Below are 14,889 nucleotides of genomic sequence, written 5' to 3' on the forward strand. Positions count from 1 at the left end.
GGACGAGACCGAAGGCCGTGGGCAGTCGAGTAAGGGACGATCCTGCAAGGCTGTGGGCGGGCTCGGAAGGGACGATCCCGCAAGGCTGTGGGCAGGCATCCCCACATCGCGGGACGGACGCGCACACCCGGACCGCAGCCCCCAGCAGCCTGCCAGCAAGCACCCCCCACCCCGCAGGTAGCCTCGGCAGCATGCCGATCCGTACCGCAGTCGTTCCCGCCGCCGATATCCTCCAGCTCCGCTGGACCGTGCTGCGTCCCGGCCTTCCCCGCGAGAGCGCGGTCTTTCCCGAGGACGACGCCCCCGGCGCGTATCACCTCGCCGCCTACGACCCCGACGGCGTCGTCCGAGGCTGCGCTTCCTTCTCCCCCGAGCAGCTCCCCGGCGACGGGGACGGGCACGCGGCACCCCCCGCCATCCGCCTCCGCGGCATGGCCAGCGACCCAGCCGTCCGCGGTCAGGGCTACGGCACCGCCGTCCTCGACGCCGGTCTCGCCGAGGCCGCCGCGCGCGGGGCCGGGGTCGCCTGGTGCAATGCGCGTACCGAAGCCGTCGGGTTCTACGAGGCCCACGGCTGGGAGATCCGCGGCGAGGAATTCCACATCGAGGGCGTCGGCCCGCACTACGTGATGGTCCGCAAGCTCGGGACTGTCCCCGCCCGGCCGTAGAATCTCCCCGTGGCCGGGAGGATCAACGACGAGGACGTACGGGCGGTGCGCAGCGCCGTGCCGATCGACTCCGTCGTGTCCGAATACCTGCAGCTCCGCCCCGCCGGCGGCGGCAATCTCAAGGGGCTGTGCCCGTTCCACGACGAGAAGTCGCCGAGTTTCCACGTCAGCCCGGCCAAGGGCTTCTACCACTGCTTCGGCTGCCAGGAGGGCGGCGACACCGTCGACTTCGTGATGAAGGTCGAGCACCTCTCCTTCTCCGAGACGATCGAGCGCCTCGCCCGCCAGGCCGGCATCACCCTCCGTTACGAGGAAGGCGGCTACAACCCCGGCCGCCAGCAGGGCGAGCGCACCCGCCTGATCGAGGCGCACAAGCACGCCGCCCAGTTCTACGTCGACCAGCTGCAGTCCGCCGAGGCCGAGATCGGCCGCCGCTTCCTCGCCGAGCGCGGCTTCGACCAGGCCGCCGCCGAGCACTTCGGTGTGGGCTACAGCCCGGCCGGCTGGGACCACCTCACCCGCTTCCTGCGCGGCAAGGGCTTCACCGACAAGGAGCTGATCCTTTCCGGGATCTCCCAGGACGGCCGCCGCGGCCCCATCGACCGCTTCCGCGGCCGCCTGATGTGGCCGATCCGCGACATTACGGGCGAGGTCGTCGGCTTCGGTGCCCGCAAGCTCCGCGACGACGACAACGGGCCGAAATACCTCAACACCCCCGAGACGCCGCTCTATCGCAAGTCCCAGGTGCTGTACGGGATCGACCTCGCCAAGCGCGAGATCTCCAAACAAGGCCGCGCCGTCGTCGTCGAGGGCTACACCGACGTCATGGCCTGCCACCTCTCCGGCGTCACCACCGCCATCGCCACCTGCGGCACCGCCTTCGGCGGCGAGCATGTCAAGATCCTCCGCCGGGTCCTGACCGACAATTCCCGCTCCGAGGTCGTCTTCACCTTCGACGGCGACGCCGCAGGCCAGAAGGCCGCCCTACGCGCCTTCGAGGACGACCAGAAGTTCGCCGCCCGTACGTCCATCGCGATCACCCCGGGCGGCATGGACCCCTGCGAGCTGCGCCTCGCCAAGGGCGACGACGCCGTGCACCAGCTGGTCGAGGACCGCTCGCCGCTCTTCGAGTTCGCCATCCGGTCGTTCGTCGCGCAGCACAACCTCGATACGGCGGAGGGCCGTTCGGCCGCCCTCGAAGAGTCCGCGCCCGTCGTCGCGCGGATCAAGGACAGCGCCATCCAGCACGAGTACGCCGTCCAGCTCGCCGGCATGCTCGGCATCCTCGACGAGCGGTTCGTCGTACGGCGCGTGGGCCAGCTCGCCCGCTGGGCCCGCGAGGGCGGCGGCCGGCAGCGTGCCGGCGGGCCGGGGCAGCGTGGTCAGCAGGCGCCGCAGCAGGCCGCCCCGCCAGGGCCCCGCGGCCCGGCGATCAACCTCCGCAATCCGGCCCACCACGCCGAGCGCGAACTCCTCAAGCTGGCCCTGCAGTTCCCCGCCCTGGTCTCGCCCGCCTTCGACGCGTACGGCACGGACGAGTTCACCGCCCCGCCCTACGCCGCCGTGAAGGTGGCCATAGAGGCCGCGGGCGGCGCCGCGCTCGCCGACGACGGGTATCTGATCCGCGTCCGCGACTGCGCGCCCGACGACACGGTCCGCTCGCTCATCACCGAGCTCGCGGTCGAGCCGCTGCGCACCCGCCGCGAGGCCGACGAGATGTACGCGGGCGAGCAGTTGGTCAAGGTCCGCCTCGCCGCCGCCGACCGCCGTATCGACGAGGTCCGCGGCAGCCTCCACCGCCTCGGCCCGCAGGCCGCCCCTGACCAACAGGCGGCGGTCCAGAACGAGTTGTGGGTGCTGCAGCAATACCGCCAGGCGCTGCGCGAACGCGGCGCCGCGGCCCTCTGACGCACGCCGGGCTCACGCCTTGACCCGGCCCTGACTACGCCTGAATAAGGCCTGAATCAGGCCCTCCGGTACGCCCGGCGTACGCCGCGAACCTCCCGCTCCCATAACCACCCAGTCACGAAGCGGGCACAAATAGTGCCCGCACGCCCCTCGTGCCGGGCATGTGTCGTACTCCACACTGGTCCCGGTGCCTGAGTCCTCGGAGCGCGGCGGTGCCGGACCTGAAGACGGGTCCGGGCTCGCCGGGGATGCGCTCACGACGCATGGAACGGAGAGCGGCACGGCCGCCGCAACCGTTCCCCTGTCGCACGCCCTCGAACCGGCAGTGATCACTCTGGAGGTCGCCCCCGTGCAGACCCAGACCCTCTCGACCACTCTCGACACCCTCGCACACCCACCGACGGCGGCCCCACCCGAGCCCGGCACCACGGTGCCGCCGCAGTCGCGGATCACGAGCCACCCGGAGCAGCCGGCCGCCGCCGAGGAACCGTCCGAGCCGCCGGCAACGGTGTTCGCGGAAGAGCCGCCCGTCCCGGAAGTGCGCACCAAACCCGAGACCGGCGGGCCGTCCTCGGACCTCTTCCGCCAGTACCTCCGCGAGATCGGCCGGATCCCGCTGCTCAGCGCGGCCGAGGAGGTCGAGCTGGCCCGGCGGGTGGAGGCGGGCCTGTTCGCCGAGGAGAAGCTCACCCACGCCACGCAGCTCGACACCCGGCTCGCCCTCGACCTCGACCGGTTAGTGGTGCTGGGCCGGATGGCCAAGCGCCGCCTGATCGAGGCCAACCTGCGCCTGGTCGTCTCGGTCGCCAAGCGCTACGTCGGCCGCGGCCTGACCATGCTCGACCTGGTCCAGGAGGGCAACCTCGGCCTGATCAGGGCGGTGGAGAAGTTCGACTACGCGCGCGGCTACAAGTTCTCCACGTACGCCACCTGGTGGATCCGCCAGGCGATGTCGCGGGCGCTGGCCGACCAGGCCCGTACGATCCGCGTCCCGGTGCACGTCGTCGAGCTGATAAACCGCGTCGTCCGCGTCCAGCGCCGGATGCTCCAGGAGCGCGGCTACGAGCCCACCCCGGAGGAGGTGGCCCGCCACCTCGACCTCCCGGAGGAGCGGGTCAGCGAGGTCCTGCGCCTCGCCCAGGAACCGGTCTCCCTGCACGCCCCGGTCGGCGAGGAGGACGACGTCGCCCTCGGCGACCTGATCGAGGACGGCGACGCGGCGTCCCCGGTGGAGTCGGCCGCCTTCCTGCTGCTACGCGAACACCTGGAAGCAGTCCTCTCCACCCTCGGCGAACGCGAACGCAAGGTCGTCCAGCTCCGCTACGGCCTGGTCGACGGCCGCCCCCGCACGCTGGAAGAGATCGGCCGCATCTTCGGCGTCACGCGCGAACGCATCCGCCAGATCGAGTCGAAGACCCTGAACAAGCTGAGGGATCACGCTTTCGCGGACCAGCTGAGGGGTTATCTGGACTGACCCGGGGCTGCGCCCACCTGCCAAGCCGTACGGGCGGGCGCAGCGGCCTCAGCCCATCGCCCCCGGATGCACCGCATCACGCACGGCCCCGAACTGCTGCCGCACCGCACCCCCGACCGCGAAGTCCTCCTCGCTCGCGGCGAAGACCTGCTGTCCGCGCGGCGCCCAGGCCGGGGGAGCGTCGGGGCCCAGCCGCCCCTCGCTGACGCCCAGCGCCCACGCCGCCTGCCGGGCCGCGCCCAGCGCGGCGTAGTCGGCCGGCTCCGGCACCACGACCTGCGCGCTGAGCAGCGACGGCGCCATCGCCTGCACCGCCGGCAGCTCCGCCGCCGGCCCCAGCAGGAAGACCCGCCGGATCTCCACCCCGCGCGAGCGCAGCAGCGCAAGCCCGTCCGCGAGCCCGCACAGCATCCCCTCGAAGGCGGCCCGCGCCATGTGCTCCGGCTTCATCGCCTCGCGCCGCAGCCCGTGCAGCGACCCCGCGGCATGCGGCAGCTGCGGCGTCCGCTCGCCCTCGAGATACGGCAGGAAGACCAGCCCGTGCGACCCCGGCGTCGAGCTCAGCGCCAGCGTGCTCAGCCCCTCCAGATCCTTCGGATCGCGGCCGAGCAGTTCGGCGGCCCCCCGCAGCACCCGTACGGCATTCAGCGTGTGCACCACCGGCAGATGCATCCCGGTCGCGTCGGCCAGCGACGTAATCGTCCCGGTCGGGTCGGGCAGCGCCTCATGATGCACGGCGAAGGTGGCGGCAGAAGCCCCCAGCGATATGACGGCGTCACCGACCCCGACGCCCAGCCCGAAGGCCGCCGCCATGGTCTCCCCGGTCCCGGCGGATATCGCCAGCCCCTCCGGCGTACGCCCCGCGGTATCGGCGGGCCCGAGCACCTCCGGCAGCCCGGGCTCGTGCCCGAGCGCGAGCTCCGCGAGGTCGGGCCGCCACTGCCCGGTGAGCGGCGACCAGTACCCGGTCCCGGACGCCCCGCCGCGGTCCGTGGTCCGGCGTGCGGGCGAGCCGAGCAACTGCCAGACCAGCCAGTCCTGCGGCAGCATCACCTGCGCGGTGCGCTTGGCCCGGTCCGGCTCCTCGCGCTGCAGCCGGCGCAGCTTCACCACGGGCAGCCGCGCGTCCGGCACATTGCCGATCGCCTGCGCCCACGCGGAGCGCCCGCCGAGCGCGTCGGCCAGCTCGGCGGCGGCGCCCTGGCCGCGCTTGTCATTGCCCAGCATGGCGGGCCGTACCAAAGAGCCCATGGCGTCGACCGGAAGCAGTGCGTCCTGCTGCGCCGAGACCCCGATGGCCCGTACGCCCTCCAGCAGCCCGCCGTCCGCGGCCTGGCCGAGTGAGAGCAGCCAGGCCTGCGGGTCGATCTCGTAGCGTGGATCGGCGCCCTCGGACACCGGGTGCGGTGCGTACCCGTGCCTGAGCACCTCACCCGTATCCGCGTCGCAGACGACGATACGAGTGGAATCGGACGAGCTGTCGAGACCGGCGACTATCCCCATGCAGGAGATTTTGCCTCATCGCCGGGCGGGCCCGGTCCGCCTCAGGTGTTGCTCGGGCCCCAGTCGTCCCCGTCGCCACCGCTGCCGCGGTTGCGGAGGCCGTTGGCGCGGGCCGCCACGGCGTCCGGGAGAAGGTCGGTGACCTGTTCGCCGACGGCGTGGAAGGCCTTGGTGGCGGCGCCCCTGCCGCTGAGCGCGGCGGACTCGGCGGCATTGCGCACCGCCGGGTTCTGCATGAAGTCGCGGGCGGCCTTCTTGATCTCCTCGTACCGCTCCCGGCCGGCACGGGTGCCGAGCACGTACCCCGCGGCCAGGCCGACGACGAACGTGATCCGGTGCGTCGGAAGCATCCGGTGCGGCATGGCTACCCCTTCTTCCTGGGCTGTGACTGGGTCCCTCTGGCAGTCGCTGCGGGGCGGGTACCCCAAACCGATTTCAGAGCACCGCCTGCCATGCGCTAATGTATTCCGAGCAGCGCGGGAGCGCCTCCGGGAGACCGGTAGGAGGTCCGCGTGGAGCATTCCTCGGTAGCTCAATTGGCAGAGCAGCCGGCTGTTAACCGGCAGGTTACTGGTTCGAGTCCAGTCCGGGGAGCGCTGCGGAAGGGGTCCTCTACCCGAGGGCCCCTTCCGCGTTTTCCGGGTCGGTACGTCTCCCGGACCAAGATCACACCATCGGCGGTGTCCCGCCCCACGCATCACACTGCGCCCCGGGAACCGATCACCGCCCCCAGCCGTCCTGCCTTACGTGCGTACCGGCGTGCCGGCCGGCCGGAGTCCCGCTGCCAAGCGTGGGGGGACCTCGGGCGACAGATCGTATGAGCAGCTATGCTGCGGCAGACGGCGCGCACACGTGTACGCGGCACGCCGTTCCGGGGCGGTAGCTCAGCCGGTTAGAGCAACGGACTCATAATCCGTCGGCCGTGGGTTCGAGTCCCACCCGCCCCACCAACAGCCCGAGAAGAATCGTTCTGACCTGCGGGCACCTCTTCGTAGGTGGCAGACCGGTCTTCTTGACCTGTTCGAGGCTGCCCCAGCCGCTGGGCCTGGCGATGCGGTGGCGCCTCGCCGTTTGCGGTGTGGTCGAAGTAGATGAAGTCCCAGTTCTTCAGCTCCGGGACGGTGAACTCCAGGTAGGTGCCGCCGTCGTCGCTGCCCTCGGTGAAGGGCAGGTCGGCGGAGCGGCCGCCGGCCCGGTCGGGGCTGCCGACGCGCAAGGCCTCGGGGGCCTGCTGGCCGTCGCGCAGGTAGTACTTGACCTTCAGATCCTGCTTGACGGGCGGCGTCGCGGTGCCCGCATCGCGCCACTTGCCGTCGTTGCCGAGCAGGTTGATCAGGTGGAGGACGTCGGTGTCGCCGTTGCGCATGGCGTTGGCCCAGATGGTGTTGCCGGAGCCGTCGGTGGAGGTGTTCTCGCCCGCGATCTCGGTCTTGTTGCCGGCGGTGCGCAGCTCGGGGCCGTAGAAGAGGTTCTCGTAGCCGGTGATGACGTCGTAGTACGTCTTCTGCCAGGCCTTGAGCTCGGCGGACATGGTCTTGTCCTTGTTGAGGAAGTACTCGGTGTTGAGCATGTGGTCGTTCGGGCCCATCTCGAGGTGGTGCGAGCCGTTGGCGGCGAACATGGCGTTCGCCAGCTGCACCGAGGTGGTGTCGAAGACCGTGTTGGTGTTGGGGGTGCCCTCCGGGGTATTGGGCCGGTTCATGTAGGCGGGGGTGACGTGCGGCTTGCCGCCGGAGGCCGCGCGCTGCTTCTCCAGGTACTCCTTGACCTGGGCGTTGTTCTCGAAGTTCGCCCACAGCTCGGTGTAGAGGTAGTCGGCGCTGGTCTTGGCGAGTTCGCCGTCGCCGTAGCCGTCGACGGCGTTGAAGCCGACGGCGTTACGGCCCGCGGGCAGGGCGGCGCGGGTCTTGTCGGTGAGCTGGGCGAAGCCGTTCGGCCGGTTGACCTGGTTGCCGTCCTTGTCGTACTTCTCCGACCAGTAGCCGATCTGGTCCAGGTGGGCGCCGTCGAAGCCCATCGAGGAGACCGAGTCCTGGTACTGGTCGACGATGTAGTTCTGCCAGCCGGGGTTCTCCGGGTTCATCAGGTGCAGGATCTGCCCGGGCAGCATCTGGTACTGCCAGGGGTCGGTGCCGTCGGGCTTGCTGAACAGCCGCCAGTCGGGGCTGACCTGGGACTGGTCGTAGTCGTTGAGCGCCGCGTACGACATCTGGTACGGCAGCGCGGCGAGGCCGCGATCGTGTCCGGCGTCGATGTAGTTGCGTACGGTCGCGGAGCTGATGGTGTCGCCGTTCCAGGCCGTCCAGGTGTCGGCGACGCCCGCGCCCTCGTGTTTGACGGGCTTCTCGTGCTTCCACAGCCAGTCGTAGTACTGCAGCGAGTTGATGTGGTAGCGCTGCGACAGCTCGGCGATGTCGCCCTTGGCCTCGTCCGGCGAGATGCCCGTGCCGTAGAAGGCCAGGAATCCGAAGCGGGGGAAGCGGGTCCAGGAGCTGGATACGTCGATCGCGGTCTGGGTACGGCTGTCGCCGGCGTCGATCTCGACGAGGTAGCCGCGGTAGTCCGTGCTCGGCGGCTTCACCTGCCATTCCGCCTGCCCACCGGACGGTTCCACGGTGGCCTCGTCGACGACGTCGCCGAGGTGGGTCAGCTTGAAGGTGACCGGGCCGTCGCCGTCCACCTTCGCCGTCACCGTGGCCGTCTGGCCCGGCGCGTAGCGGGAGGCGTCCGTCCACGCGTCGGAGACCGTCGCCGCCGACGCCGTGTCGGGCAGCAGTACGAGTCCCGAGCCGGCCAGGAGCAGGCCGCTGAGCGCGGCTCCTCCCCGAAGGTGTCGCTTTCGTCCGCGATTACGTTCATGTCGTGTACCTGTCATTGATTCCTCGCTGGATGAGGCGTGGTCGGGCTGCAGGGCGGGGTGTCGAAGCGCCCCTCGGTCGCCGGTTAACGTCCCGCGTTTTCTTCTTCACGTCAACGAAATGGGCAAGACTCCCGACGCTCGGCCAGGAAGAAGAGACCGATTTGCCGCTTAGGTCCTGGCGATGCTGCATGCCACGAGCGGTGTCACGGTTCGATAACGCCATCTTTTCGTGCTTGACGCACTAAAAGATTGAGGGACACACTCCCGTCATCCGCAAGCAACACCGCTGGAGGTGCCGGGCGATGAGCCCTTCCCCGATCCCGTTCTCGGATCTTCTCGGCGAGCAGACTCGCGCGGAGGTCTTCGCGACGGTGCTGACCGCCGGGCCCATCTCCCGTACCCAACTGGCCGAGCGGTTGGGGCTGGTGCCTTCCAGTGTGACCCGGGCGCTGCCGCCGCTGCTTGAGCACGACTATCTGCGCGAGTCCGAGGCGGTGCCGCAGGGCGGGCGCGGCCGGCCGCAGAAGATGCTGCGGGTCAATCCGGGCAAGCATGTCGTCGTCGGCATCAAGATCGGCCCCACCCAGGTGTCCGGGGTGGTCACCGACATGGCCGCCAACGTGCTGGCCCGCGCCGACGTGGCGCTTGCCGACTGCACTCCGGAGACTGCCCTGTCCGCCGCCGCCTCCCTGACCGCGGGCCTCCTGGCGCAGGCTCCGCAGGCGGCGGACCGGGTGCTCGGGGTCGGCGTGGGGGTGAGTGGGCACGTCGACTCCGAGGCGGGCATCTGCCGCTACTCGGCGCTGCTGAACTGGACCAAGGTCGACGTCGCCGGGCCGCTGAGCGAGGCCACCGGCCTGCGGGTGGTGGTCAACAATGACGTCAACACCCTGGTGGTTGCCGAGCGCTGGTTCGGCGAGGGTCGCGACATCGACTCGTTCGCCGTCGTCACCGTAGGCCCCGGCATCGGCTGCGGGCTGCTGCTGGACGGCGGCCTGTACGCGGGCGCCACCGGCATGGCCGGCGAACTCGGTCACCTGCCCCTCGACCCCGCCGGGCCGATGTGCAGCTGCGGTCGCCGCGGCTGCCTGGAGGCGCTGGCGAGTGACCGCGCCGTCCTGCGGCACCTGCAGGACGCCGGCGTCAGCGACTGCACCACCATCGACGCCGCCATCGACCTCGCCCGCGCGCGCAGCACCGCCCCCGCACACGCCGTGGCGCAGTCCGCCTTCGCCGAAGCCGGCACCGCCCTGGGGCGGGGTCTGGCCGGCCTGTGCAACCTCCTCAACCTCCAGAAGATCATCATCGCCGGGGAAGGCGCGGTCGCCTACGACCTGTTCGGACCCGCCGCCGAGCAGACGCTGCAGACGTACGCCTTCTCCGACGCCGCCCGTGACTGCCGTATCCACGTCGACTCCGCCGCCCAGCACGACCTGTGGGCCCGCGGCGCCGCCTGCCTCGTCATCCGCGCCGCCGTGCGCTCCGCCATCTCCTGACCTGAACCTGGCCGCGGGCACCCCCGTACGCCCGCGGCAGCATCACGCACCGTTCCTTCATCGACCACTCCCGAGGTCTTGACGTGCCCATGATCACTCCCAGTCCCGCCCCCGCCTGGTGGAAGAACGCGGTGGTCTACCAGATCTACCCGCGCTCCTTCGCCGACTCCAACGCGGACGGCATCGGTGACCTGCAAGGCATCATCGAGCGGCTGGACTACCTCGCCCAGCTCGGCGTCGACGTGCTGTGGCTCTCCCCGATCTACCCCTCGCCGCACGACGACAACGGCTACGACATCAGCGACTACCAGGACGTCGACCCTCTCTTCGGCACCCTGGACGACTTCGACCGGCTGCTGGCCGCCGTCCACGACCGCGGCATGAAGCTGATCATGGACCTGGTCGTCAACCACACCAGCGACGAGCACGCCTGGTTCACCGCCTCCCGCGACGGCGGCCCGCAGGGCGCCAAGCGCGACTGGTACATCTGGCGCCCGCCGCGCGCCGGCCACGAGCCCGGCACTCCCGGGGCCGAGCCGAACAACTGGGAGTCGTGGTTCTCCGGCCCCGCCTGGACCTACGACGCCGCGTCCGGCGAGTACTACCTGCACACCTTCTCCCGCAAGCAACCCGACCTGAACTGGGAGAACCCCGAGGTCCGGCACGCGGTGCACGCCATGATGCGCTGGTGGCTGCGGCGTGGGGTCGACGGCTTCCGGATGGACGTCATCAACCTCATATCCAAGGACCCGGAGCTGCCCGACGGCCAGGTCGCCGAGGGCTCCCGCTACGGGGACGGCCGCCCGTACTACGTCTGCGGGCCGCGCATCCACGAGCACCTCGCCGAGATGCACCGCGAGGTCTTCGCCGGCCACCCGCGCCCCCTGCTCGCCGTCGGTGAGATGCCCGGCGTCAGCATCGAGCAGGCCCGGCTGTTCACCGATCCGGCGCGGCGCGAGCTCGACATGGTGTTCACCTTCGAGCATGTGGGCCTCGACCAGGGGGCGGGCGGCAAGTTCGACATCCGCTTGCTCAAGCTGACCGACCTCAAGGCGAGCCTCGGCCGCTGGCAGACCGGCCTCGCCGAGACCGGCTGGAACAGCCTCTACCTCAACAACCACGACCAGCCCCGCGCCGTGTCCCGCTTCGGCGACGACTCGCCGGCCCACCGCGACCGCTCGGCCAAGCTGCTCGCCACGGTGCTGCATCTGCACCACGGCACCCCGTACGTCTACCAGGGCGAGGAACTGGGCATGGCCAACGCCCCGTTCACGGCCATCGACGACTTCCGCGACATCGAATCCGTCAACCACCACCGCGAGCAGACGGCCCTCGGTGTCGCGGAGGACGAAATCCTGGCCGGCCTGCGCCGGCGCAGCCGGGACAACTCCCGCACCCCGATGCAGTGGGACGCCACCGAGCACGGCGGCTTCACCGCGGGCACCCCGTGGATCGCCGTCAACCCTGATCACGCCACTGTCAACGCGAAGGCCCAGCTCGCCGATCCGGACTCGGTCTTCCACCACTACCGCCGCCTGATCGCCCTGCGGCGCACCGAACCCGCCATCACCGCCGGCGACTTCCAGCTGCTCCACCCGGACCACGAGCAGCTCTACGCCTTCACCCGCCGCGACCCGCACAGCGGCACCGAACTGCTGGTCCTGGCCAACTTCAGCGGCGAGTCCGTGACCGCCGCCGTACCCGCCGGGTGGGAGAACACCGAGGTGCTCATCGCCAACGTGCCCGCCACGGCCCCCCTGCGCACCCGGCACCCGCTCGCCCCCTGGGAGGCGCGCGTGCACCGCCGCCGTATCGCCGGCTGACCGCGCACTCCACCGCTACGACGCATCCAAAAGGACGTACACCGATGAACATCTCGCGCACCCCCGTGCTCGCCGCGGCCGCACTGGCCCTGCTCGCACCGCTCACCGCCTGCGGCTCCGACGCCGGCGCCGAGGACGGCAAGACCCTCCGGCTGTGGCATTACGAGGAGAAGGACGGCGCCCTGGGCAAGGCCTGGGCGGCCGCGATCAGCGAGTTCAAGAAGACCCACCCCGATGTGAAGGTCGAATTCGAGCAGAAGACCTTCGACCAGATCCAGCAGAACGCCTCCATGATCCTCAACTCGGACAAGGCGCCCGACGTCCTGGAGTACAACAAGGGCAACGCCACCACCGGCGAACTCGGCAAGCAGGGCCTGCTCACCGACCTCACCCCGCTCGTCGAGAAGCGCGGCTGGGACAAGAAGATCAGCGAGAGCGCGTCTCTCACCGCCCGCTATGACGAGAAGGGCGAGATGGGCGGCGAGAAGTGGTACGGCATACCCAACTACGGGGAGTTCGTCCTCGCGTACTACAACGACGACCTGTTCAAGAAGTACAAGGTCGGCAAGCCCACCGACTTCGCCTCCTTCGAGGCGGCGCTGGCGAAATTCAAGAAGGCGGGCATCACCCCGCTGGCCAACGCAGGCAACGATCACCCCGCCGAGCACTGGCTCTATCTCCTCGCCCTGTCCCAGGCCGACAAGAAGTGGGTCGACGACTACCAGCTGTACGAGGGCAAGGTCGACTTCCACGGCAAGGAGTGGACGTATGCCGCCAACAAGTACAAGGAATGGCTGGACAAGGGCTACTTCGAGAAGAAGGACGTCGGTCTCAAGGGCACCGACATGACCGAGCAGTTCGTCGCCCGGAAGCGGCCGATCATGGTGGGCGGCAACTGGTGGTTCGGCGGGCTGACCAATGACATCAAGGACTTCTCCTGGTCCACCTCCCCGTATCCGGGCAGTGAGCTGACCGCCGGCTCCGGCGGCAACAACTGGGTCATCCCCACCAAGGCCAAGAACAAGAAGCTCGCCGAGGACTTCATCGGCATCACCATGTCCCCCAAGATCCAGAAGCTGATCGGGGAGGGCGGCAACATCCCGCTCGCCGCGAAGCCCGACACCATCAAGAACCCCAAGTCCCGGCAGCTCATCGACGCCTTCGACCAGTACCAGAAGAACGACGGCCTGGCCCTCTACCCGGACTGGCCGGTGCCCGGCTACTACGACACCTTCGTCGGCTCCACCCAGAACCTGATCAACGGCACCAGCCCGAAGACGGTCCTCGACCAGCTCGCCGCCCCGTACGAGAAGTACATCGCCACCCGGCGCTGACGAGGAGCCTCCGTGACCACCTCCCGCACCCCGCGGCGCGGCTACGGCGTCTTCCTCGCCCCCGGCCTGCTGCTCAGCCTGCTCTTCCTCGCCGTACCGCTGCTGATGACCTTCGGCTACAGCTTCACCGAGTGGAAGGGCATCGGCACCCCGGCCTTCACCGGCCTGGACAACTACACCCGCCTGTTCGCCGACGCCGACTTCTGGGCGTCCTTCCGTAACATCGCCTTCGTCATCATCGGCATGGCGATCGTGCCCACCCTGCTCGGCCTCTTCCTCGCCGCCCTGCTCTTCGACTACATCGGCAAGAAGCACGGCGACGGAGTGGTCAGCATCCTGCGCTCCGGCCTCTACCTGCCACAGGTCATCCCCGTCGCCATCACCGGCATCATGTGGGGCTGGATCCTCGCCCCCGAAGGCGCCGTCAACAGCCTCCTGCAGAACGCCGGCCTGACATCCCTGGTCCAGAACTGGCTCGGTGACCCCGGCCTGGCCCTGTGGATCGTCCTCGGCGTCATGGTCTGGATGCAGCTCGGCTACCCGCTGGTGCTGTTCCTGTCCGGCCTGCAGCGCATCGACCCCGAGCTCTACGAGGCCGCCGCCCTCGACGGCGCCTCCTGGTGGCAGCGCTTCACCCGCATCACCACGCCGATCCTGCGCCCCGAGGTGTACGTCGTCCTCGTCACGACCACCATCGCGGGCCTGAAGGTCTTCGCCCAGATCTACGTCCTGACCGGCGGCGGTCCCGGCAACGCGACCCTCGTGCCCTCCTACTTCGCCTACCTGAACTTCTTCGAGCGCGCCGACGTCGGCTACGGCTCCGCGATCTCCAGCGTCATGACGCTGCTCATCCTGCTCATCGCCGGAACCATGCTGACCCGCCAGGCCCGCGAGGACGGATGACCATGAGCACCGACATCAACCCTGGCTCTGCGCGCCGCGGACTCCGCTCGTACGCGGTCCTGGCCGCCGTCACCGCCTTCGTGCTGGCCTTCCTGGCGCCGTTCCTGATCATCCTGCTCAACGCCTTCAAGACCGGCGCCGACTACCGCGCCAACGGCTCGCTGTCCCTGCCGACCTCATGGAACTGGGGCATCCTCGCGGACGTGTGGGAGCGCGTCGGCTTCACCCAGAAGCTGCTCAACAGCGTCCAGATCAGCCTCGGCGTCGTCCTCATCGCCGTGGTCCTTGCCCTGCTCAACGCATACGCGATCGGCATCGGCCGCGTCCGCTGGCGCACCGCCTTCCTCGTCTTCTTCCTCGGCGTCAACATCCTGCCGCAGGAGGGCCTGGTCTACCCGATCTACTACCTCTTCAAGGAGGTGGGCCTCTACGACGGCAAATTCGGCTACACCCTCCTGGTCGGCATCACCTACAGCGCCTTCGGCACCTATCTGCTCTCATCCGTCTTCGCCGGCTTCCCCAGGGAACTCATCGAGGCCGCCGCCATGGACGGCGCCGGACGCTGGACCATCCTGTGGCGCATCGTGCTGCCCATGAGCTGGCCCACGCTGTCGGTGATGTGCGTGTTCTTCTTCGTCTGGAGCTGGAACGAATTCCTCTACCCGCTCGTCCTGCTCATCTCCAACGACAACCAGACCGTCCCGCTCGGCCTGTCCGTGCTGCAGGGGCAGTACACCAGCGACCCCACCTCCATGAGCGCGGCCGCCCTCCTCGGCGTCATCCCGATGATCGTCTTCTTCCTGATCTTCCAGCGCACCCTCACCCGCGGCGTCACCGCCGGCGCCGTGAAGTAGTCCGCGGCGGCGAGACTCTTGGCTACTGTGAGAAGTTCGGCGCGGTGCGATCCCGGGTCGGTAAAC

10 protein-coding genes, 2 tRNA genes and 1 pseudogene are annotated in these 14,889 nt (G+C 69.6%); 10 read left to right on the forward strand and 3 right to left on the reverse strand.

Going from position 1 to position 14,889, the window contains the following annotated elements; translation table 11 throughout:
- Nucleotides 1-191: 191 nt before the first annotated feature.
- The 3 genes from G5C51_RS12965 (at nucleotide 192) to G5C51_RS12975 (ending at nucleotide 4,050) form a co-directional block, all read left to right on the forward strand.
- On the forward strand, nucleotides 192-668 hold the full coding sequence (locus G5C51_RS12965) for a GNAT family N-acetyltransferase (RefSeq protein ID WP_165236648.1): 477 nt from the start codon (nucleotides 192-194) through the stop codon (nucleotides 666-668).
- A 9-nt stretch (nucleotides 669-677) separates the two neighbouring features.
- Nucleotides 678-2,576 (forward strand): DNA primase, encoded by a 1,899-nt coding sequence (gene dnaG, locus G5C51_RS12970; RefSeq protein WP_165236650.1) that lies wholly within the window; start codon nucleotides 678-680, stop codon nucleotides 2,574-2,576.
- A gap of 187 nt (nucleotides 2,577-2,763) precedes the next feature.
- Complete coding sequence (locus tag G5C51_RS12975; RefSeq protein WP_165236652.1) at nucleotides 2,764-4,050, forward strand: sigma-70 family RNA polymerase sigma factor; 1,287 nt, start codon at nucleotides 2,764-2,766, stop codon at nucleotides 4,048-4,050.
- Between the two features lie 48 nt (nucleotides 4,051-4,098).
- On the opposite strand, the gene G5C51_RS12980 is transcribed toward G5C51_RS12975, so the two are convergent.
- Together G5C51_RS12980 and G5C51_RS12985 are read right to left on the reverse strand one after the other, a co-directional pair.
- Entirely contained in the window at nucleotides 4,099-5,553 is a 1,455-nt protein-coding gene (locus G5C51_RS12980) for a xylulokinase (RefSeq protein WP_165236654.1), read from the reverse strand.
- Nucleotides 5,554-5,594: 41 nt separating this feature from the next.
- Nucleotides 5,595-5,915 (reverse strand): YtxH domain-containing protein, encoded by a 321-nt coding sequence (locus G5C51_RS12985; protein ID WP_165236656.1) that lies wholly within the window; start codon nucleotides 5,913-5,915, stop codon nucleotides 5,595-5,597.
- A 159-nt stretch (nucleotides 5,916-6,074) separates the two neighbouring features.
- Here G5C51_RS12985 and G5C51_RS12990 point away from each other — a divergent pair.
- Both G5C51_RS12990 and G5C51_RS12995 read left to right on the forward strand, forming a co-directional pair.
- A tRNA-Asn gene (locus G5C51_RS12990) sits at nucleotides 6,075-6,147 on the forward strand.
- Nucleotides 6,148-6,426: 279 nt separating this feature from the next.
- Nucleotides 6,427-6,503 (forward strand) — tRNA-Ile (locus tag G5C51_RS12995).
- Nucleotides 6,504-6,700: 197 nt separating this feature from the next.
- Here G5C51_RS12995 and G5C51_RS44270 read toward each other — a convergent pair.
- A pseudogene (locus G5C51_RS44270) lies at nucleotides 6,701-8,428 on the reverse strand (glycoside hydrolase family 66 protein); the annotation flags it as partial.
- Nucleotides 8,429-8,715: 287 nt separating this feature from the next.
- Here G5C51_RS44270 and G5C51_RS13005 point away from each other — a divergent pair.
- From G5C51_RS13005 to G5C51_RS13025, 5 genes are all read left to right on the forward strand, one after another.
- Nucleotides 8,716-9,909 carry an ROK family transcriptional regulator gene (locus G5C51_RS13005; protein ID WP_165236658.1) on the forward strand — a complete coding sequence of 398 codons (1,194 nt, stop codon included), beginning with the start codon at nucleotides 8,716-8,718 and terminating at the stop codon, nucleotides 9,907-9,909.
- Between the two features lie 89 nt (nucleotides 9,910-9,998).
- On the forward strand, nucleotides 9,999-11,732 hold the full coding sequence (locus tag G5C51_RS13010) for an alpha-glucosidase (protein ID WP_206313768.1): 1,734 nt from the start codon (nucleotides 9,999-10,001) through the stop codon (nucleotides 11,730-11,732).
- 44 nt (nucleotides 11,733-11,776) lie between these two features.
- Nucleotides 11,777-13,066 (forward strand): ABC transporter substrate-binding protein, encoded by a 1,290-nt coding sequence (locus G5C51_RS13015; protein ID WP_165236662.1) that lies wholly within the window; start codon nucleotides 11,777-11,779, stop codon nucleotides 13,064-13,066.
- Between the two features lie 12 nt (nucleotides 13,067-13,078).
- Nucleotides 13,079-13,969 (forward strand): carbohydrate ABC transporter permease, encoded by an 891-nt coding sequence (locus tag G5C51_RS13020; RefSeq protein WP_338118117.1) that lies wholly within the window; start codon nucleotides 13,079-13,081, stop codon nucleotides 13,967-13,969.
- Between the two features lie 2 nt (nucleotides 13,970-13,971).
- Nucleotides 13,972-14,823 carry a carbohydrate ABC transporter permease gene (locus tag G5C51_RS13025; protein WP_165236664.1) on the forward strand — a complete coding sequence of 284 codons (852 nt, stop codon included), beginning with the start codon at nucleotides 13,972-13,974 and terminating at the stop codon, nucleotides 14,821-14,823.
- The last annotated feature ends 66 nt before the right edge of the window (nucleotides 14,824-14,889 follow it).

It is taken from the genome of Streptomyces coryli (assembly GCF_011044975.1).
GTDB lineage: Bacteria > Actinomycetota > Actinomycetes > Streptomycetales > Streptomycetaceae > Streptomyces > Streptomyces coryli.